Here is a 19,051-nt window from a genome sequence, read left to right as displayed (position 1 = left end):
GGCACAATCCACGCATCGTTTAGGAGTGAACGAAGCCCCATGTCTGCCAGCGGTTATTCGCTACGCGCCAGCGTCGTCGACAGCTTGCTCACCACCAAGCGGCCGGACGTGCCGTTGCGCGTGGTGATCCGCAATACGGCGGCGGTAATCCTGCCGCTGGCCATCGGCATATTGGTGGGACACCCGGGTATCGGCCTGGGCATCGGCGCGGGTGCGCTGGATACCATGTTCTCCGACCAGCCGGGCCCGTACCGCCAGCGCATGACACGCCTGCTCTTGGCATCACTGGCCGCGGGCGTGGCCTCCCTGCTCGGCTTCCTGATCGGCGACCAGTTGGTGCCGATGCTGATTGCCACGGCGGCCTTTGGCTTCTTCGGCGGCTTGCTGGTGGTATTCGGGCCGGACATGACCCGCGTAGGCATGACCAGCATGATCCTGCTGGTGGTGACAGCGGCTACACCACGCCCCTTCATGGAAGCCCTGGGCGCAGCCGCGCTGATCTTCTCCGGCGGCTTGCTGCTTACCGTGTTTTCGGTGGCCGCGTGGCCGCTACAGCGCTATCGCCCCGAGCGCCATGCGCTGGCGGCCGTGTATCGCGGCCTGGCGTCGCTGGCCAAGCAACAAGCGCATGACGACGCCGATGTGCCCGCGCTGACCGATGCCATGACCACGCTGCAACACACCCTGCTGGGGCGCCACCATGCGCGCGGACGCGCCATGGAAGCCTTCGGCGTGCTGCTGGAGCTGGCCGAGCGTATCCGCCTGGAACTCACCGCCATGGCGGAACTGCGTGCCAACCCCACTATCCACGCCATGTTCCGCGGCGACGCCGCCCGCGTACTGGCCGCCGTCGCCGAGGCATTGGAAGCCGGTGAATCGCCGCGCCAGGCCGAACATGCTTTGCAGACGCTGCAAGCCAGCGAGAACGCCTTGCTCGGCAACGGCGGCAACGCCGATGGCTTGGCGACGCACATCCACGCCCTTTCCGGCCAGCTCGCCGCCGCAGTTCGTAACGCCAACTGGGCGGGCAGCCGCGGCGAACTGCGCGCGGCCGACGCGGAGACGCCGCTACCGGCCGCCCTGCGCAGCAGCTCGGCGCGCGCCACCTTTCGCGCCAATCTCACTCCACACTCCGTGGCGTTTCGTCACGCCATTCGCAGTGCGGTCACCTTGTCCGCCACCTTGTTCGTGGCGCGGCAACTGGGGCTACCGCATGGTTACTGGCTGCCGATGACGGCCGCCATCGTGCTGCGCCCGGATTTCGCCGCCACGTTTAACTTCGGGCTGCTGCGCGTGGTGGGCACCGTGCTCGGGCTGATCCTCACCACGGCGTTGCTGCACTACACCCCGCACGAGGCCTGGGCGCATCTCGCCCTGATGGCGTTGCTGTGCATGGCTTTTCGATATCTGGCTACCGCGCATTACGGCGTGGCCGTGGCGGCGCTGACCGGCACGGTGGTGATCCTGCTGTCGTTCGAGGGCGTCAATTCCACCGATGCGGTGACCGATCGCGTCATCAACACCGCGCTGGGCAGCGGCATGGCCCTGCTGGCGTATGTGCTGTGGCCGACCTGGGAGCGGGGGCGCGCCCGCGCCGCCCTGTCGGACATGCTCGATGCCTATGCCGACTACCTGCAGGCGCTGGCACGCCCGGAGCGCCGCGATAGCCGGCGCGAAGCCCGCACGGCCGCGCGCACCGCACGCAGCAATGCGCAGGCTTCGCTGGACCGCATGCGCGCGGAGCCGGCCACGCCCCCCGCCTTGCTGGAGCTGGCCAACGCACTGTTTGCCAACGGCAATCGCCTGGCGCGTACGGCCATGACGCTGGAGGCGTTGATCGACGATCACGATCACCTGCCGGAAATGGCCGAGATGTGCATCTTCGTCACCCAGGTAGCCGAAGCGCTGCATGAGGTTTCCGGCGCCCTGCGCGCGCAACGCGCACCGGATCAATTGCCCGATCTACGAGGCCTGCAGCGCTCGCTGGCGGCGCTGCTGAGCATGTCCGACGAAAAGCCATCCGCCGAGCTGCTGACGCGCATCAGCGATCGGTTGGTGGATAACGTCAATACCCTGGCCCATGTCACCGGGCGCAGTCGCAGCAAGTCGGTCGAAACGGTTTAAGCGCGCCAGGCTCAGGCGCCGACGCGCTGCCTCACCGCATCGATATCACGCACGGGGCGAACCTCGATACGCCCCGTGCGCGACCACGGGAACGTGCGTGCGATGCGCAGGGCCTCGTCCATGTTCGCCGCTTCGATCAGGTTGAATCCGCCGAGGTATTCCTTGGCCTCGGCAAACGGGCCATCGATCACGCTCATCGTGTTGTCGCGCATGCGCAGCGACTTGGCCTGCACCGGGCTTTCCAGTTGCATGGAATCGAGCAGGCACCCTTCGGCACGCAAGGCATCGGCATGCACGAAGCAGTCGCGCATCATGCTGTCGAATTCACCGGGCGGCAGCGCATTGAGCAGGCTGTCGTCGCTATAGATCATGACCAGGAACTTCATGCTTGCCTCCCGTGGCTCGGCGGATGTCACCGCGCCGGCCATCATGCCGGCAAAACGTCGGCGACGCACGTTCAGTCCGTTTGCAGCTCCCGCTGCAACCACGCGCGGGCCAGTCGCCATTCCCGCTGCACGGTGGAGGGGGATATGGCGAGCGCCGCGCCGATCTGCTCCGCGGTGAGACCGACAAAGAAGCGCATTTCCACGATCCTGGCCTGGCGGGGATCGATGGCCTCCAGCCGATCAAGCGCGTGTTCCAGCGCATCGGGCTCCACCTCGCCCACCAGCGCCGCCGCGACTTCGGATAGCTCCAGGCGATCCTTGGCCTGGGGGCGCTTGGCAGCCTTGCGTCGACGGGCCGCGTCGATCAGCACCTGACGCATGGCCCGGGCGGTGATGCCCAGCAGATGCCCACGACTTTCCCATGATGGCAATGCGGCGCCCTGGAACACCCGCAGATAGGCTTCGTTAACCAGCGCGGTCGCGCTGAGCGTGCGTTCGTTGCGGTCCTGACGCAGTTGTTCGTGCGCCAGCCGATGCAGCGCGTCATAGAGCAGGCGCAGGGCCGCGTCCAGCGCCTGGTCATCGCCCTCGCGCGCAGCGCCTAGCAGGCGCGTGATATCCGCGCTCACGGCGCAGCACTCGCGCAATGTAGATATTGCGGCGCCGCAAAACCCAGCCCCCGCCAACCGTCCTGGTGCATGCCGAACCCCCTGTCGACCGCCCGCTCCGGGCAGGCTCCAGTATAGGGCGCCAGCATCCGGGGGCTGGTAGGCCAGTCGTCATGCCGCGACGCTCAGTCGCCCAGGACGTACACTGGGCGACATGCTCAAGATCGATACCCACGCGCACATCCTGCCCCGCGACTGGCCGAATCTGGCGGCCAAGTACGGCGACGATCGTTTTCCGGTGATGATCCACAACGATGGACGACACCGTATTTACAAGGATGGCAAGTTCTTCCGCGAAGTCTGGGAATCGGCCTTCGATGCACGCCACCGCATCGATGACTACGCCCGCTTCGGTGTCGATGTGCAGGTGGTGTCCACGGTGCCGGTGCTGTTCTCGTATTGGGCACCGGGATATCAGGCGCTGGAGCTGCATCGTCACCTGAACGATCAGTTGGCCGTGCTGTGCAACGACCATCCGCGGCATTACGCGGGCATCGCCACGGTGCCACTGCAGTCGCCGGATCTGGCGATCCGCGAACTGGAACGCTGCATCGACGAACTGGGCCTGCAGGGCGTGCAGGTTGGCTCGCACTGCAACGACTGGAACCTGGACGCGCCGGAGCTGTTTCCCTTCTTCGAGGCCGCGGCCGATCTCGGTGCGGCGGTGATGGTGCACCCCTGGGACATGATGGGCGCCGCCAGCATGCCCAAGTACTGGTTGCCCTGGTTGGTCGGCATGCCGGCGGAGCAGTCACGTGCGGGCTGCTGCCTGGTGTTCGGCGGCGTGCTGGAACGCCTGCCCAAACTGCGCGTGATGCTGGCCCACGGCGGCGGCAGCTTCCCCTGGAGCATCGGCCGCATCGAGCATGGCTTCCGCATGCGGCCAGACCTGGTGGCCACGGACAATCCACGCAACCCGCGCGAATACCTCAAGCGCCTGTATTTCGACTCCTGCGTCCACGACCCGCACGCGCTGCGCTATCTCCTGGATGTGACCGGCGTCGATCGCGTGATGCTGGGTACCGATTATCCTTTCCCCTTGGGGGAACAAGTGCCGGGCAGCGGCATCGAGGCATTGGGTCTCGACGATGCCGATCGCGCACGCCTCTTTCATGGCACCGCCCTGGAATGGCTGGGGCTGCCACGCCATCGTTTTGAACCGACCGCCGTTTCTCAGGAGCAGGCATGAGCTTTATCCGCAACATGGTTATCGCCAGCGCCCTGGTGCTGGCCGGCGCCGCGCACGCCACCGACATCAGCATGGCCAATGGCAGCGTCAGCTTCAGTACGCCCGATCAATGGCTGGGCATCATGGAAACCCAAGGGGATCCGGAAGTGCGCGTGTTCCAGGTACCGGACCCCTCGCCCACCGCCAGCAGCAGCCTCGCGCGCGTGACCGTAACGGTAAAGCAGCTGCCCGATGCCAGCGCCTTTCAGGCGTATGTGAACGGCGCCATGAGCAAGGCCAAGGCACTCACCGGCTACCAGGCCGGCAGCACCCAAGGCAGCGACAATTTCGTCTATACCGCACAGGAAAACGGGGCGCCGTATAGCTACACCGAGCGCTACTGGTTCAAGGACAATCACGCCATCCAGCTGCGCTGCGTGCGCCCCTCGCAGAGCCAGGCGGGCGCCGCCTGGCGTACCGCGTTCGACAAGGGCTGTGACGCTATTGCCAGCCGCCTGAAGTAACCTGCCTCACCGGCGACGCGCCGCCACGCGCGCATCGCCTCAGCACGAGATACCCCATGTCCGCACCCTACGAAGCCACCCTCGCCTGGGCGCAAGCCCAGGATGCCGCCGATCCGCTGCGCAGCTTTCGCGATGAGTTCCTGATACCGCCGCATGAGGGGCGCGACAGTCACTACTTTTGCGGCAACTCGCTGGGCCTGCAGCCACGCGCCGTGCGGCCCGCGCTGAGCGCCGAGCTGGATTACTGGGGCGAACTGGGCGTGGAAGGCCACTTCAAGGGCCGCTTGCCGTGGATGGATTACCACGAGTTCGTGCGTGACGACCTCGCCACGGTCGTTGGCGCACAGCCCACCGAAGTCGTTGCGATGAATACGCTCGGCGTGAACCTGCACCTGATGATGGTGAGCTTCTACCGCCCTACGCCGGAACGCCACGCCATCTTGATTGAGGCCGGCGCTTTTCCCACCGATCGTTATGCGGTGGAGTCGCAAATCCGCTTTCATGGCTACGACCCGACCACGGCGCTCATCGAGCTCGAAAGCGACCCGTCCAGCGGCCTGATCTCGATGGAGGCGATCGAGCGAGTACTCACAGAGCACGGCTCGCGCATCGCACTGGTGATGCTGCCGGGCATCCAGTACCGCACGGGACAGGCGTTCGATCTCGCTGGTATCACCCGCCTGGCCAGCCGCCATGGCTGCATGGTGGGCTTCGACCTCGCGCACGCCGTGGGCAACATGCCGCTGCAATTGCACGACAGCGGCGCGGACTTTGCCATCTGGTGCAGCTACAAGTACCTCAATAGCGGCCCTGGCGCCGTCGGGGGCGCCTTCGTGCACGAGCGTCATGCGCGCACGGAGCTTCCACGCTTCGCCGGCTGGTGGGGGCACGACAAGGCCACGCGCTTCCAGATGGGGCCCGAATTCATCCCCACCTATGGCGCCGATGGTTGGCAGCTGAGCAATCCCCCCATTCTCGCGCTGACGCCGCTGCGAGTTTCGCTGGAGATTTTCCGCCGCGCCGGCATGTCGCGCCTGCGTGCCAAATCGTTGCATATCACCGGCTACCTGGAGTGGCTGGTGAAGAGCCAGCTGCACGATGTGCTGCAAGTAGTGACACCGGCGGAGCCGGAACGTCGCGGCAGCCAGCTCTCCATCCGCGTTCTGGGTGGCCGTGAACGCGGTCGCGCGCTATTCGAATACCTGATGGAAAACGGCATCATCGGCGATTGGCGCGAACCGGACGTGATCCGTATCTCCCCCGCGCCCCTGTACAACCGCTATGCGGACTGCGTGGCGTTTGCGCACACTGCACGGCAGTGGGCGAGCTTATAGCGTGAACTGAGGGGCTGGGCGTTGCAGTGGCCGCGCCTGCCCCGTCATCAGAGCAGACTTGCGTCCGTCCGCTTCATACCGAGGCGAGCCGCTGCTCGATCCGACGATTCAGTGCACCTAGTGCGGTTGCATGGCCGGGGCTGAAATTCCCCGCATTTTGCTCCAGCTGGATCAAGTCAAAGCCGGCCTCCGCCTGCGCACGCAGATCCTCGTAGATCCTTACCACATCGGCTGCGAGGGGCTGCACGTGCCCGGGAAGTTGCTCCATGGAGTAGTGCCGCACGCGGGCGTCATCGTAGTAACTCGCCGCTCGCGCCAAGTCGATATCCAGCCAGCTACCCAGCTGTCGAAAGGCACGGGCATCCATGTGTTCATGAAACACGGAGGTCACGAACGGCAGATTGCGCAACATGCGAATGTACAGCCCCATGATGCGCAGGAAGCTGCCGAGAATCACCTCATGACTCACCGCCTCGTAGCCACTGAGCTCGGCCAAACCACGCGTCGACATCAGCACGTCCACCGGGTGACGAAACGTGAATATGTAATGCGCGCGATAAAAGTTACGGCATTGAAAGTCGAACACGCTCTCGCAAGCGCGAGCGGCATGCTCAGGGTTGATCACAATCTTGCTGCCCACGTAACGATGCATGCTCGCGAGCCTGTCGAGGTAATGCCTCCAGGTCGCATCGCCATCGAACAGGGGCGGACAGAAGCTGCTCTTATTCTCCTGGTTGCCCCAGGCGCGGTGCATGCCGTTGTAGCGCCGTGCGAAATCGGCACTCCCCGGATCGTCGTGGAATGAAGGCTCACCAAACAAAAAGACGTCATGCGAATCGTTGAGCGCGTTCTGCAAGACGGTGGTACCGCTGCGTGCCGCACCGATGACGAACAAACCCTGAGCATCGAGGTCTTTCAGCACGGGTTGCGATGCAGGCGCCACCGAAGGCGCCATGGCTTTGCCGGGCGAGGATCTTGGGGCAAGGACACCCCATCGACGCAGAACGCGAGAGAGAGGCCCCTGCGGGCCAGTCGCGATGCCATCCATTCCCCACCCTTCACATGATGACAGAGTGATTACAGATTACGTCGCAACGAGCCGCCCAGCAAGCTTCACGCAAGGATTTGCGGATGTCGCACCTGTCCTTGTCCACGCACCACGAAACGCTCCACGGTAAGCGACTCCGCGCCCATGGGGCCGTAAGCATGCAGGCGCGTCGTGGAGATACCGATTTCCGCGCCAAGGCCCAGCTGGCCCCCGTCCGAGAAGCGGGAGGACGCATTGACCATCACCACCGAGGACCGCAGCGCCTGTACAAAGCGCTGCGCTGCGGCTTCATCGCGGGTGGCAATCACTTCGGTGTGATCGGAGCCGTAGCGACGGATATGCGCGATGGCCTGCTCAAGATCGTCCACCACACGCACCGCCAGAATCAGATCGAGGAACTCGGCCGCGTAGTCATCGTCGCTAACGGGAACGGCGTCTGACACCCATGCGCATGTCGCATCGTCACCGCGCAGTTGCACACCGCGTGCGGCCAACGCCTGGGCCGCCAGCGGCAGGAATTGCCCGGCGACGTCGCGATGAACCAAGAGCGTCTCCAGCGCATTGCACACGCCCGGACGCGAGGTCTTGCCGTCCACCAGCAAATCCAACGCAAGCGGGAGATCGGCGGCTCGATCCACAAAGAGATGGCACACACCCTTGTAGTGCTTGATCACCGGCACGCGCGCGTGTTCAGTGACGAAACGGATGAGGCCTTCGCCACCGCGTGGGATGGCGAGATCGACGATATCGCTGAGCTGGAGCAACGCCACCATGGCTTCACGGCGAAGGTCGCTGATCAGGGTGACCGCTGCTGCTGGCACAGCATGCCGATGCATCGCCTCATGCAATGCCGCCGCGATAGCCTGATTGGAATGAATCGCTTCGGAGCCACCGCGCAGGATCACCGCGTTACCCGCCATCAGGCACAGCGCAGCGGCATCGGCCGTGACGTTAGGTCTCGCCTCGTAAATCATCGCCACCACGCCCAGTGGAATTCGCACGCGCTCGACCAGTAACCCGTTGGCAAGGGTCTCGCTACGTGTGGTGACACCCACCGGATCGGGCAGCTCAGCCACGTCGCGCAGGGCCTGTGCGATGACCGCGACGCGACCCTCGTCCAATCGAAGGCGATCGAGCATCGCACCCTGTACACCGTTGTCTGCGGCGTGCCGCATGTCCTGTGCATTGGCGGCGAGGATGCGGATGCCATGTCGCTCCAACGCGGTCGCCATATCCCGCAGCAGTGACCGCTTGGCGTCTGTATCCAAGGCAGCCACCCTCAGGGCGGCGTCGCGACAGGCCAGCGCCTGGGTTCGCAGCTCATTCATGCGCAGACTTCTCCATGGGTCCGGACTCCAACAGCGTCACCAGATCGTCTCGATGAACGATCTCGGCGCTATAGCTGTAGCCCAACGTCGTGGCGATATCCCGGCTATGTCGCCCTGCCAGACGACGCACTTCGCCAGCACCGTATTGGCAAAGTCCGCGCGCCACCGAAACACCGCCTGCACCGACGATCTCGACCAGATCGCCACGATGAAACTCGCCGGTTATGCCCACGATGCCACCCGGTAGCAAGGATGCGCGACCGCTGGACAACGCATGCGCCGCCCCTGCGTCCACCTCGATTTTTCCCGGAGCCGCCGGTGCATGACGCAGCCAATACTTGCGCGCCTGCATGCGCGTGCGCGCGGCATCGAACAGGGTGCCACGCAGCCGCCCAGCCGCGAGCCCGCGCACCGTGGATGCATTGCGACCACTGAACAGCGCCGTTGGAATGCCCGCCCCGGCCGCCTTGGCGGCCGCTTCCAGTTTGGTACGCATGCCACCGGTACCCACCGCACTACCGCTGTCGCCCGCCATGGCCAACACCTCGGGTGTAAGAACCGGCACATACCCCAACGGCGTGGCCTGGGAATCGCGCCGCGGATCGGCGCTATACAACGCTTCGATATCGGAGGCGATCAGCAATAGGTCGGCATCGACCAAGGCGGCCACGATGGCCGCCAGATTGTCATTGTCGCCCAGCTTGAGCTCGTCCACCGCTACGGTGTCGTTCTCGTTCACGACCGGCAGCACATCCAGCGCCAGCAGCTCGCGCAAGGTGGCGCGGGCATTGAGATAGCGGCGGCGATCGCGCAGATCGTCATGCGTCAGCAGCACCTGGGCCACCGGGCGCGTCGCCAGGGATTGCCACAGGGCGATCATGGGCGCCTGCCCCAACGCCGCCAATGCCTGCCGGGCGGCCAGCTCACTGGAGGTGGCGGCGTGCTCGCGCAACAAGGCACGCCCCGCCGCTACCGCGCCGGACGACACCAGAACGACGTGCCGGCCGGCCGCATGGCTCCCGGCGATAAAGTCAGCCAATGCGCGCGCGTATCGGTTGGTGAGGCCGCCACCATCGGCCGCCAGCAAGTTGCTGCCCACCTTGAGTACGGCACGTCGCCACGAGGGCAACGGTTGCTCCGGGATCAGGCTCATGGCGTGTCCCCTGCGGGTGCATCGAAGCGATCACCATGACTGCGTGGCGAGGAGATCACCAGAAAGTGCGTATCGCTCGCCGCTTCATTACGCGCTTGATGCGCTTCGCCCGGCGGCACATGCAAGCCCTGCCGGGCTTGCAGTCGATGCAACGTGCCTGCCAGCTCCAGCGTCAGCTCGCCTTCCAGTACGTAAAAGAACTGGCGCGCTCGCTGGTGCCGGTGCCGCACTTCGGCGGCGCCCGGCGGCATGCGTTCCTCGATCACGCTCAGATCGCTGCCGGCCAGCAAATGCCAGCCGTCGCAAGCCTGCCCCCAGCGGTAATGTTCGGCATTCCCCGTACTGACGGTCCCCATGCCTTTCCCCGTTTAGCCGTCCAGACGAACGAGCCTGGCGTGCAATTCATCCAGGCGGAGATCGTTGCCGGAGCCTGGCGATACGCGCGCTGCCAAGCTGCCCTCGGGCGTTCGCCCCGCACCCGCCGAGGCCTCGGCATCGGCCGCTGCGCGATACGCATCGCGAAACGGTACGCCGGCGGCGGCTTGTTCGATCGCCACATCCGTGGCGTACATGGCCGGCTCGATGGCCGCACGCATGGCCGGCTCGTTCCAACGCAGGCGCGCCAGCAGATCCGGCACCAGCTCCAGCGCCGCGAGGCCGTGGCGCACGCCATGGAACAGCGATCCCTTGGAGAACTGCAGGTCACGCTGGTAACCCGAGGGCAACGAGAGCAGCTGTTCGATCTCGGTACGCGCCGCCGCCACGCTGGCGTAGCTGGCACGTAGCAGCTCCACCACATCGGGGTTGCGCTTGTTGGGCATGATTGAGCTGCCGGTGGTGTACTCCGAAGGCAGCTTGACGAAATCGAACTCGGCCGTGGTGAATAGCGAGAGATCCCATGCCAGGCGGCGTACGTCGAGCAGTGCACCGGCCATGGCCTCCAGCACCGCCATTTCAAACTTGCCGCGCGAGAGCTGGGCGTAAATCGGCGAGATCTGCATACGCGCAAAACCCAGCGCCTGCGTGGTGTGCTCGCGATCCAGCTTGAGGTTTACGCCATAGCCGGCCGCGGTACCTAGCGGGTTGGCGTCGATAAGGGCCGAGGTCTGGCGTGCACGCAGGGCATTGTCGACAAAGCCCTCGGCAAAGCCGGCAAACCACATGGCGGTCGACGAAACCACCGCGCGCTGCAGATGCGTATAACCGGGGAGCGGAATGGCCGGCTGGGCGGCGCGCTCCAGGCAAACGTGAGCAATGGCGCGGCAATGGGTTTCCAGCGCGGCCAGTTGCTCCTTCAGCCAGAGGCGCGTAGCGACCAGAATCTGGTCGTTGCGGCTGCGGCCGGTGTGCACACGGCGACCGGCATCACCGAGGCGCTCGGTAAGGCGCGCCTCGATGGCGGAGTGCCCATCTTCGTAGCGCTCATCCAGCACGAACTGGCCGGCGCGGAAGTCGTCGGCCAGCAGGTCGAGTTCGCGCTTAAGCGCCGCGGCCTCGTCCGCACTCACCACGCCGATATGCGCCAGGCCTTCTACATGCGCCTTGCTGGCGGTGATGTCGTGAAGGAAGAACTCGCGGTCCAGCAACACATCGTCGCCAGCGAGGAATTTCATGATGCGGGCGTCGATCTTGATGTTGGATTTCTGCCAGAGAGGCTGGGTCATGGGGCCTTGTCCTGCGAAAGATGGAAGACGTATCCGCTAAGCAGGTTCTGCCTGCGAAGGCAGGCAGAACGCTCAGCTCAGCGGGATCGCCGTGTACTCGTCCACGCCAATGGCGCGATTGATGTTCTGCATGGCCTGCGTGGCGGCACCCTTGAGCAGGTTGTCCAGCGTGGCCACCACCACCACACGCTTGCCATCGTTGGACACCGCGAAGCCGCCGATATCGACGTGATGCTGGTTGGCGATGTGGCTGACCCAGGGCGCCTCATCAACCACCCGCACCAGCTTCTCGCCGTCGTAGGCGGCGTGGAAGCGTTGCACAATGTCCTCACGCTTCACCTGACGCGCGAGGTAGAGGTTCGTGGTTACGGTGAGGCCACGAAAATGCGGCGCCACATGCGGCATGAACTCCACCGGTACACCCAGGTGGCGGCTCGCCTCCTTCTCGTGCATGTGACCGGTAAGCGAGTACGGCATCAGATTGTCGCGCAGCTTTTCGGGATCGTTGCGATCGGACGGCGTGGTACCCGCGCCGGAGTAACCGGAAACGCCGAAACTTACCGGCGGCGCGGCCAGCAGATCCTTCAGCGGCGCAATCGACAACTGCACGGCGGTGGCGTAGCAACCTGGGTTGCTGATGCGCTTTTCACCGCGCCAACGCTGGCGAGTCAGCTCAGGCAACCCGTAATACCACTTCTCATTGAAACGATAGTCCGCCGAAAGATCGACGATCAACGTATCGGGCCTGGCCTGATCGATGGCCTGCACATACGGCTCGGCCTTGCCGTTGGGCAAGGCAAGCACCACCACATCGGCGCCCTGCGCCGCGACAGCGGCCGGGTCGAGGCTGGCATAGCGCAGCTCTCCGTGGAACCCGCTCACATGATCGGCCACGCGCTGGCCGTCCAGTTCACGGGAGGACACGAAGACGAGCTCCAGCGACGGATGTGCCGCCACCAGGCGAACCAGTTCGGCGCCGGTATGGCCACGCGCACCAACGATGCCGATGCGAAAAGTGTTCGTACTCATGAGTCAGTCCACCAGGGTCGGCAACCGCTCGGCGCAATGCGCGACGCAGCGGGCAATCGTGTCGAAGTCGTTGATGCCGTACCAGAACACTTTCCAGCGTGGCTGCTTGAGACAGCCATCCGATTCGGCGTAATAGAAGTGGTTGACGTTGTTGCCGTGACGCGAGCGCCAGAATAGCTGCGGGTTCTCATCGCGCATCACCTGCCACACGGCGCGCCCCAGGCCCTCGCCCTGTGCATCGTCGAGCACGGCGAACTTGTCGAGATACGGCAGCCCGTCTTCCATGGTGAGGATCATCGCCGCGCGGTAGTTCTCGCTCACGTACACGCGGTGCGGCTGGGTGCGGGAAAAATAATCCGGCACCAGCGTGCGTCCGAAACTGGATTCGATCAGCGCACGCATGCGCTCCTGATCGATACCCTCCCAGGATTCGTAGCGCTTCACCTTCTCGCCACGGCGCACCAGCGTGCCGGAGCCCTTATGGGTGAACAATTCCTTGGCCAGCTCGGAGGGTTTGGTGATGGACACGGACGAGGTAAGCGGAAGGTCGTTGAGCAGATCGGCGATCTGTTCGATCTTCAGCTTCATGCCCCCGTTGATCCACGGCTGCTTCATCAGGTGATCGAACTCGGTGCTGAGGTTGATCGAGTCGATGATCTTGCCCTGATCGTCCAGCAGACCGCCGGTGCCGGTGAGAAACACGATCTTGTAGGGCTGCAGTACACGCACCAGCTCGTTCGCCGAGAAATCGGCGTTCACGTTGAGGATCTGCCCCTCTTCCGTCTCGCCCAGGCTGGCGATGACCGGAATGGAGCCTGCGCGCAGGCTGGCCTCGATCGGTGCGAGATTGATGTGGCTGACCTTACCGACCAGGCCATAGGTGTCACGATCGATGTAGCTGGCCGTGAATACGCCCGACAGCACCGAGGTGGCGCGCGTATCCATGGTCTGCAGGGCCTCGACCAGGCGCAGGTTCTGCTCCTGGAACACCTTGCGCACGATCGCCAGCGCCTTGGGCGTAGTCACACGCAGGCCGTTGACGGTGTGCTTTTCGATGCCGGCGGCCGAGAGCTCCTCGTCCAGCTGCGGACCGGCGCCGTGCAGCACGATGGGCGTAAGGCCCACCTGCTGCAGGAAGGTGAGCGATGAGGTGAGTGCAGGCAGATCGTCGCGCAGCACGGCGCCACCGACCTTTACCACGGCGAAACGCTTCGCATCGAGCTGGGAAAAGCGCTTGAGGTATTGCTGGATCTCCTTCGCGCTGCCCATGCTCGAAAGCAGGCGGACGATGGTTTTCCGGGTGTGCTTGTGGGCTTCCACGATGACTTAGCTCTTATCGATGATGCGGTAGATGGTTTCGGCGTAATGCTGCAACTGGTCCAGTGCAACCCATTCGTCGGCGGTGTGCGCCTGCGCGATGTCGCCAGGGCCGTAGACGAAACAGATGTAGCCCGCGGCGGAAAACAGCGCGGCCTCGGTCCAGAAGTCCACGGCATTGCCGATGGGAATATTCAATTCATCCGCCAGGTCCCGCGCAGCGAGGCGACGAGCCTCGGCGGTGGCGGTATCGCCGGCCGGCAGCGAGTCGCCGCGAAACAGTTCGTCAAACGCCACCGGCAGCGGCTCCACCAAGGTGCGGAAGGTGTGCAGAAGCTGATCGGGTGCCATGGTGGGCAACGGACGGAAGCCGAAGCGCACCTCGGCCGACGGCGCGATCATGTTGGCCTTGATGCCACCTTCGACCTTGCCGATATTGAAACGCAGGCCGGTAAGGCCGCCGAAGCGCTCGTGCGCCTGCTTTTCCACATAGTCCAGCGCCGCACTACCCCAGCGCATCGCCTGATGCAGCGCGCTGTCAGTAGGCTTCTGCTCACCCGAGGCGTGTCCGGCATGCCCCGTGAAGCGCATCTGCACCGAATGGATGCCGCGATGCGCGAGCACCGCTTCGCCTTTGGTCGGCTCGGCGACGATCACGGCGTCGTAGGCGGGCTTGTCCTTGAGGAAGCCGGCGATACAGCGCGGATCGTTAGCCTCCTCATCCGTCGACAGCAGCATCGCCATATCCCCACTGGTGGCATTGGCTACGGCCACGAGTGCGGCGGCGGCGCCCTTGATGTCGCAGGCACCCAGGCCGATGGCGCGGTCTTCGGTCACGCGCAGCGCGTGCGGGCTGGCGGTCCAGTTAGGCGAATCGGGCACGGTGTCCAGATGCACGTTAAACAGTAGCTTGGGCTGCCCGCGCACGGCATACAGGGTGACGGCGCCCGCGCCGTAATCGGTCACGGTTACGTCAAACCCGGGAAGGTTGTTCCGCAGGTAATCGAAGATGCCGTCCGTGCCGATATCGCGCGGCGGATTGCGCGTGTCATAGCCGACCAGCGCGCGAAGGTGACTGAGGGTTGCGTCGAGTAGTGCGCTCATGAGGTTCGTCGTTGAAGGTGCGTCGCCCGGCTCGTCACGACTGAGCCGACTGATAGATACCCGGCTGATAGATTTCCATCAGCGTCTCGGGGCGATGGGGCGCAGTGAAGCCGTGGCGCGCATAGAGGTCGTGTGCATCGAAGGTCGCCAAGGTGAAGCGGCGCAGCCCCTGCAAATCCGGGTGCGCCATCACCGCGTCCACCACGCGCTTGCCGTAGCCCTTGCCGCGGTGGCTGGGCAGCACGAATACATCGACAAGGTTGGCGAACGTGGCGAAGTCGGAGATGACCCGCGCGAACGCCACTTGGCCGGTGCTCACGTAACCCCCGAAGCACAGCGAGTGATCGATGGACCGGCGCACCGTCGACAGCGGAATACCTTTCGCCCAGGTCGACCCGGTCGAGAGAAAGTCGTGAATCAGCGCGAGGTCGAGCCGATCCTTGTCCGTAGAGATGTAGAGGTTATCGTCCATTTCGCCGTGCTCCGGGCTGCGCTTAACTGCGGTTTACTTCGGCCCACAGAGTGCTGCTCATACCGAACAGCTTGATGAAGCCCTCGGCCTCTTCCACGCCCCAGTCTGCCGACTGTGCGTAGGTGGCACCCTTAGCGTTGAGGATGTGCGGCGAACGCACTTCCACCGCGGTAACCTGCGCACCCGTGGTTTCCAGCACCACTTCACCGTTCACGCAGCGCTGGCTGGAGGCCAGGAAAGCTTCCAGATCGGTCTTGACCGGGTCGTGGTAGAAGCCTTCGTACACCACTTCCACCCATTTGCGTGCCACATCCGGCTTGAAGCGGTTCTGCTGCTTGGTCAGCACGGCCTCTTCCAGCGCGCGATGCGCGGCGAGCAGCGAGATCAGGCCCGGGGCTTCGTACACGATGCGGCCCTTGAGACCGATGGTGGTGTCGCCGGTATACATGCCACGACCCACGCCGTAGGGCGCGAACAGCTCGTTGAGCTTGGCCAGCAGCTTGGCACCCGGCAGCTTCTCGCCGTTGAGCGACACCGCTTCGCCCTGCTCGAAGCCGAGGGTGACGGTGAGCTTTTCGGACGGCCATTCGGCACGCGGCTTGCACCAGCCGCGCGCGCCTTCGCCCGGCGTCTTCCAGTGGTCGATCTCACCGCCGGACAAGGTGACGCCGAGCAGGTTTTCGTTGATGGTGTAGCTCTTTTGCTTGGCGCGCACATCGAAACCGCGCTCTTCCAGATAGGCCTGCTCGTAGGCGCGGGTCTGGGTGTGCTCCTTCTGGATCTCGCGGATCGGCGCCACGATTTCGTAGTCGCCCAGGGCCTTCACCGCCAGGTCGAAACGCACCTGGTCGTTACCCATGCCGGTGCAACCGTGCGCAATGGCCTTGGTGCCCAATTCCTTGGCGCGCGCAATGGCGGCGTCCACGATCAGGTAACGGTCGGAGACCAGCAGCGGGTATTGGCCCTGATAGGCCTCGCCAGCCTGTACGAACGGCTTGACGAAGCCTTCCCAGATGGCGGGGCCGCCATCCACGGTGACATGACTGGCTACGCCCAGCTCCTTGGCCCGCTGCTCGATATAGGCGCGCTCTTCGGCGTCCACGCCACCGGTGTCGGCAAACACGGTGTGCACGGCCCAGCCGCGCTCCTTGAGGTAAGGCACGCAGAAGCTGGTGTCGAGGCCACCGGAGAAGGCGAGAACGATATCTTTGCTCATGGCTTGCAGATCCTGGATGGAAGGCTAAACAGAATGGATGTCAGACGGATTCGACGACGATGCGCGGTTCACAGCGCACCGGAAAATTGACGGAATTGGCGATAAAACAGGCATGGTGCGCAGGGTCGTGCGCCGCCTCGGCCTTGGCCGGGTCGCTGCCGGCCGCAATGGTTACCACGGGGCGCAGCAGCACCTCGACGAAGCGACCGCCGTGCACCGTGGTCTCCATGGTGCCCTCGGCCTGATCGACATAGGCGGTGACCACCACGCCGGCCAACACGGCCTGATGCAGGTAGGACAGCATGTGGCAGGTGGAAAGCGCCGTGACCAGCATGTCTTCCGGGTTGTGCTTGCTGGCGTCACCGCGGAACGTGGGGTCGGACGAGCCGGCCAGCGTCGGCTTGCCGGCAATGCGGATGTCATGATCCCGACCGTACCCCTGATAGGTCTTGGTGCCGGCACCCTGGTTGCCGGTCCAGGTCACTTCGACCTGATAGCGATGCGCGTGCGTTCTACTCACGACCTGCCCTCTTCGAGTTGTGACATGAGATTGGCGAGCTCGGCATCCCCCGGGGCCGCACGCTGGCGCAGGCCGGCGATGACGCCCACACGATTGGCCGCCGGGTGGTTCTGGCTCAACTTGAACTTGCCCTCGATGCGCTCGATGGTGATGTCCAGGCCCACGATGGCGCGCAGCAGCTTCTGCGTGTGTTCTTCCGGCGCATCGCCGACATGCCAGGGCGACGGCTGGCCGGCCTCGTGTCGATCGGTGAGCCGCTCCAGCAACGCGCGCAACCAGGCGGCGTCCTCGATCACCCGCAGGCGCCCTTGCACGTGCACTACCGCGTAGTTCCAGGTGGGCACCTCACGACCGGTTTCATGCTTGCTCGGATACCAGTTGGGGCTGACATAGCCATCCGGCCCACGAAAGATCACCAGCACTTCGGCACCATCGAAGCGCGACAGCTCGTTGCCGCGCGCCACATGTCCGTGCAGGTGGGTGCCATCGACCCGCTCCAGCGGCAGGTGATTGGCCACCATGCCATCGGGACCGTGCACCAGCACGGTCGCGAAGGGATACGCCTGCATCAATGCGTGCAGGTGATCCTCTCGCGTTTCCCGGAAGGACGAGGGCAGGTACATGGCGTGACTCAGCGCTGGCCGATCAGCGAGGCCATCACGGCCTTCTGCACATGCAGACGATTCTCGGCTTCATCGATGGCGATGCAGGCAGGCGAATCCATCACCGCGTCGGTGGCCTTCACATTGCGGCGCAGCGGCAGGCAATGGCTGAACAGACCGTTGTTGGTCAGCGCCATCTTGGCTTCGTCCACGATGAAGTGCTTGTTCGCCTCGCGGATCGGCTTTTCCTGCTCCCAGCGACCGAAGAACGGCAGCGCGCCCCAGCTCTTGGCGTAGACCACATCGGCGCCGCGATAAGCCTCTTCGATATCGTGGCTGACCTTGAGCGAACCGCCGTTCTCCTTCGCGTTCTGGTAGCCGAACTCCATGTAGCGCTCGTCGAGCACGTAATCGGGCGTGGGGCACAACAGGGTCACGTCCATGCCCATTTTGGTGGCGATCAGCAGGGCCGAGTTGGCCACCGCCGTGTTCAGCGGCTTGGGATGATAGGTCCAGGTGAGCACGTACTTCTTGTTCTGCAGGTTGCCCAGGTGCTCCTTGAGCGCCAGCGCGTGCGCCAGCTCCTGGCACGGATGGGTGATGGTCTCCATGTTGATCACCGGCACCGTGGCGTACTTGGCGAACGCCTTGATCACGTTGTCCTGGCGATCCACTGCCCAGTCCTGGAACTTGGGAAAGGCCCGCACGGCGATAAGGTCCACATAGCGGGACAGCACGCGCGCCACTTCGGCAATGTGCTCCTCGGTGTCGCCATCCATCACGGTGCCCACCTCGAACTCGATCGGCCACGCGTCCTTGCCCGGCGCCAGCACGATCGCGTGACCACCCAGATGGAAGGTGCCCAGCTCAAAGCTCGTGCGGGTGCGCATGGAGGGATTGAAGAACATCAGCGCCACCGATTTGCCGGCCAGCTGCTGGCCGCGCGGGCTGCGCTTGAAGGCGGCAGCCTGCTCGAGCAGCGCATCGATTTCGGCGCGGCTGTAATCCTGGGTGGTCAAAAAGTGGCGGAGAGTCATGATGGTGAGAGCCCTTGTCGAATCTTCGGATTCCGGAAACAAAAAAACCCGGCTGCAGGCCGGGTTTTGTCGTCGATACACATGAAACGCGTGCGACAGCCTACCCGGCCGAATGTCGGGACAGCGGTCGGCGAGCACGCGACGTCATGCCAGCAGCCATGCGGGCGCTGGTAAGAACAGTAGCGGTATAGACGGCTGCGGACATGGAGGTTCCGGGAGGTTGAACGCGCATCATGACGGGATTTTCGCTGCCATGCAACAACGGTATGACGCCGGGGGCCTGCTCGGGCCCTTTTCCGGGAGCCAGGCACGATCCCCTTGGAGGCCATGCGATCAGCGTGGCAGGCAACCTACCCC

Annotated in this window: 19 protein-coding genes; 4 read left to right on the top strand and 15 right to left on the bottom strand. The window is 64.4% G+C overall.

All coding sequences use genetic code 11. The features are described 5' to 3' along the window. Window positions 1-39: 39 nt before the first annotated feature. Window positions 40-2,124, top strand: coding sequence for an FUSC family protein (locus JHD67_RS00220; RefSeq protein WP_199096146.1), 2,085 nt, complete (start codon window positions 40-42; stop codon window positions 2,122-2,124). An 11-nt stretch (window positions 2,125-2,135) separates the two neighbouring features. Here JHD67_RS00220 and JHD67_RS00215 read toward each other — a convergent pair whose 3' ends face one another. Both JHD67_RS00215 and JHD67_RS00210 read right to left on the bottom strand, forming a co-directional pair. Next, complete coding sequence (locus tag JHD67_RS00215; protein WP_199096376.1) at window positions 2,136-2,510, bottom strand: YciI family protein; 375 nt, start codon at window positions 2,508-2,510, stop codon at window positions 2,136-2,138. A gap of 71 nt (window positions 2,511-2,581) precedes the next feature. Beyond that, window positions 2,582-3,139, bottom strand: a complete 558-nt coding sequence (locus JHD67_RS00210) for an ECF-type sigma factor (protein WP_199096145.1) — start codon at window positions 3,137-3,139, stop codon at window positions 2,582-2,584. A gap of 193 nt (window positions 3,140-3,332) precedes the next feature. Here JHD67_RS00210 and JHD67_RS00205 point away from each other — a divergent pair, with 193 nt between their 5' ends. The 3 genes from JHD67_RS00205 to kynU are packed head-to-tail and all read left to right on the top strand — an operon-like array spanning window position 3,333 to window position 6,204. After that, complete coding sequence (locus tag JHD67_RS00205) at window positions 3,333-4,367, top strand: amidohydrolase family protein (protein WP_199096144.1); 1,035 nt, start codon at window positions 3,333-3,335, stop codon at window positions 4,365-4,367. After that, complete coding sequence (locus JHD67_RS00200) at window positions 4,364-4,870, top strand: hypothetical protein (RefSeq protein WP_199096142.1); 507 nt, start codon at window positions 4,364-4,366, stop codon at window positions 4,868-4,870. The genes JHD67_RS00205 and JHD67_RS00200 overlap by 4 nt, the downstream gene beginning before the upstream one ends. Before the next feature lie 56 nt (window positions 4,871-4,926). Then, on the top strand, window positions 4,927-6,204 hold the full coding sequence (gene kynU, locus JHD67_RS00195; protein WP_199096141.1) for a kynureninase: 1,278 nt from the start codon (window positions 4,927-4,929) through the stop codon (window positions 6,202-6,204). 73 nt (window positions 6,205-6,277) lie between these two features. On the opposite strand, the gene JHD67_RS00190 is transcribed toward kynU, so the two are convergent. The 13 genes from JHD67_RS00190 to JHD67_RS00130 all read right to left on the bottom strand — a co-directional run bounded on the left by JHD67_RS00190 (window position 6,278) and on the right by JHD67_RS00130 (window position 18,694). Next, window positions 6,278-7,159 carry a sulfotransferase gene (locus JHD67_RS00190; protein ID WP_199096139.1) on the bottom strand — a complete coding sequence of 294 codons (882 nt, stop codon included), beginning with the start codon at window positions 7,157-7,159 and terminating at the stop codon, window positions 6,278-6,280. A 158-nt stretch (window positions 7,160-7,317) separates the two neighbouring features. Then, window positions 7,318-8,580, bottom strand: coding sequence for a glutamate-5-semialdehyde dehydrogenase (locus JHD67_RS00185; RefSeq protein ID WP_199096137.1), 1,263 nt, complete (start codon window positions 8,578-8,580; stop codon window positions 7,318-7,320). Then, window positions 8,573-9,733 (bottom strand): glutamate 5-kinase, encoded by a 1,161-nt coding sequence (gene proB / locus JHD67_RS00180; protein ID WP_199096134.1) that lies wholly within the window; start codon window positions 9,731-9,733, stop codon window positions 8,573-8,575. The genes JHD67_RS00185 and proB overlap by 8 nt, the downstream gene beginning before the upstream one ends. Next, window positions 9,730-10,089: a cupin domain-containing protein gene (locus JHD67_RS00175; RefSeq protein ID WP_199096132.1), complete on the bottom strand. Its 360-nt coding sequence runs from the start codon at window positions 10,087-10,089 to the stop codon at window positions 9,730-9,732. The genes proB and JHD67_RS00175 overlap by 4 nt, the downstream gene beginning before the upstream one ends. Window positions 10,090-10,101: 12 nt before the next feature. After that, window positions 10,102-11,397, bottom strand: a complete 1,296-nt coding sequence (gene argH, locus JHD67_RS00170) for an argininosuccinate lyase (protein WP_199096130.1) — start codon at window positions 11,395-11,397, stop codon at window positions 10,102-10,104. 72 nt (window positions 11,398-11,469) lie between these two features. Next, complete coding sequence (argC, locus tag JHD67_RS00165) at window positions 11,470-12,426, bottom strand: N-acetyl-gamma-glutamyl-phosphate reductase (RefSeq protein WP_199096128.1); 957 nt, start codon at window positions 12,424-12,426, stop codon at window positions 11,470-11,472. Window positions 12,427-12,429: 3 nt separating this feature from the next. Next, window positions 12,430-13,746: an acetylglutamate kinase gene (locus JHD67_RS00160; RefSeq protein WP_199096126.1), complete on the bottom strand. Its 1,317-nt coding sequence runs from the start codon at window positions 13,744-13,746 to the stop codon at window positions 12,430-12,432. Between the two features lie 6 nt (window positions 13,747-13,752). Continuing rightward, window positions 13,753-14,847: an acetylornithine deacetylase gene (locus JHD67_RS00155; protein ID WP_199096124.1), complete on the bottom strand. Its 1,095-nt coding sequence runs from the start codon at window positions 14,845-14,847 to the stop codon at window positions 13,753-13,755. Window positions 14,848-14,881: 34 nt separating this feature from the next. Then, window positions 14,882-15,319, bottom strand: coding sequence for a GNAT family N-acetyltransferase (locus JHD67_RS00150; RefSeq protein WP_199096122.1), 438 nt, complete (start codon window positions 15,317-15,319; stop codon window positions 14,882-14,884). Between the two features lie 22 nt (window positions 15,320-15,341). Continuing rightward, entirely contained in the window at window positions 15,342-16,535 is a 1,194-nt protein-coding gene (locus JHD67_RS00145; protein WP_199096121.1) for an argininosuccinate synthase, read from the bottom strand. A gap of 40 nt (window positions 16,536-16,575) precedes the next feature. Beyond that, window positions 16,576-17,055: an OsmC family protein gene (locus JHD67_RS00140; RefSeq protein ID WP_199096119.1), complete on the bottom strand. Its 480-nt coding sequence runs from the start codon at window positions 17,053-17,055 to the stop codon at window positions 16,576-16,578. Beyond that, the gene (locus JHD67_RS00135; RefSeq protein WP_199096117.1) at window positions 17,052-17,678 is read right to left on the bottom strand and encodes an FMN-binding negative transcriptional regulator; all 627 of its coding nucleotides are present in this window, start codon (window positions 17,676-17,678) and stop codon (window positions 17,052-17,054) included. The genes JHD67_RS00140 and JHD67_RS00135 overlap by 4 nt, the downstream gene beginning before the upstream one ends. Window positions 17,679-17,686: 8 nt before the next feature. Then, window positions 17,687-18,694, bottom strand: coding sequence for an N-acetylornithine carbamoyltransferase (locus JHD67_RS00130; protein ID WP_199096115.1), 1,008 nt, complete (start codon window positions 18,692-18,694; stop codon window positions 17,687-17,689). Between the last annotated feature and the right edge of the window lie 357 nt (window positions 18,695-19,051).

The sequence above is a fragment of the Dyella sp. ASV21 genome (genome assembly GCF_016428975.1).
GTDB lineage: Bacteria > Pseudomonadota > Gammaproteobacteria > Xanthomonadales > Rhodanobacteraceae > Dyella.
The sequence above is the reverse complement of the archived record's forward strand: the minus strand, read 5'-3'. Positions and strand labels throughout refer to the sequence as shown.

Coding starts and splice junctions, on each gene's coding strand:
- JHD67_RS00220 (WP_199096146.1), top strand. CDS start 40: ATGTCTGCCAGCGGTTATTCGCTACGCGCCAGCGTCGTCGACAGCTTG.
- JHD67_RS00215 (WP_199096376.1), bottom strand. CDS start 2,510: ATGAAGTTCCTGGTCATGATCTATAGCGACGACAGCCTGCTCAATGCG.
- JHD67_RS00205 (WP_199096144.1), top strand. CDS start 3,333: ATGCTCAAGATCGATACCCACGCGCACATCCTGCCCCGCGACTGGCCG.
- JHD67_RS00200 (WP_199096142.1), top strand. CDS start 4,364: ATGAGCTTTATCCGCAACATGGTTATCGCCAGCGCCCTGGTGCTGGCC.
- kynU (WP_199096141.1), top strand. CDS start 4,927: ATGTCCGCACCCTACGAAGCCACCCTCGCCTGGGCGCAAGCCCAGGAT.
- JHD67_RS00190 (WP_199096139.1), bottom strand. CDS start 7,159: ATGGCGCCTTCGGTGGCGCCTGCATCGCAACCCGTGCTGAAAGACCTC.
- JHD67_RS00185 (WP_199096137.1), bottom strand. CDS start 8,580: ATGAATGAGCTGCGAACCCAGGCGCTGGCCTGTCGCGACGCCGCCCTG.
- proB (WP_199096134.1), bottom strand. CDS start 9,733: ATGAGCCTGATCCCGGAGCAACCGTTGCCCTCGTGGCGACGTGCCGTA.
- JHD67_RS00175 (WP_199096132.1), bottom strand. CDS start 10,089: ATGGGGACCGTCAGTACGGGGAATGCCGAACATTACCGCTGGGGGCAG.
- argH (WP_199096130.1), bottom strand. CDS start 11,397: ATGACCCAGCCTCTCTGGCAGAAATCCAACATCAAGATCGACGCCCGC.
- argC (WP_199096128.1), bottom strand. CDS start 12,426: ATGAGTACGAACACTTTTCGCATCGGCATCGTTGGTGCGCGTGGCCAT.
- JHD67_RS00155 (WP_199096124.1), bottom strand. CDS start 14,847: ATGAGCGCACTACTCGACGCAACCCTCAGTCACCTTCGCGCGCTGGTC.
- JHD67_RS00150 (WP_199096122.1), bottom strand. CDS start 15,319: ATGGACGATAACCTCTACATCTCTACGGACAAGGATCGGCTCGACCTC.
- JHD67_RS00145 (WP_199096121.1), bottom strand. CDS start 16,535: ATGAGCAAAGATATCGTTCTCGCCTTCTCCGGTGGCCTCGACACCAGC.
- JHD67_RS00135 (WP_199096117.1), bottom strand. CDS start 17,678: ATGTACCTGCCCTCGTCCTTCCGGGAAACGCGAGAGGATCACCTGCAC.
- JHD67_RS00130 (WP_199096115.1), bottom strand. CDS start 18,694: ATGACTCTCCGCCACTTTTTGACCACCCAGGATTACAGCCGCGCCGAA.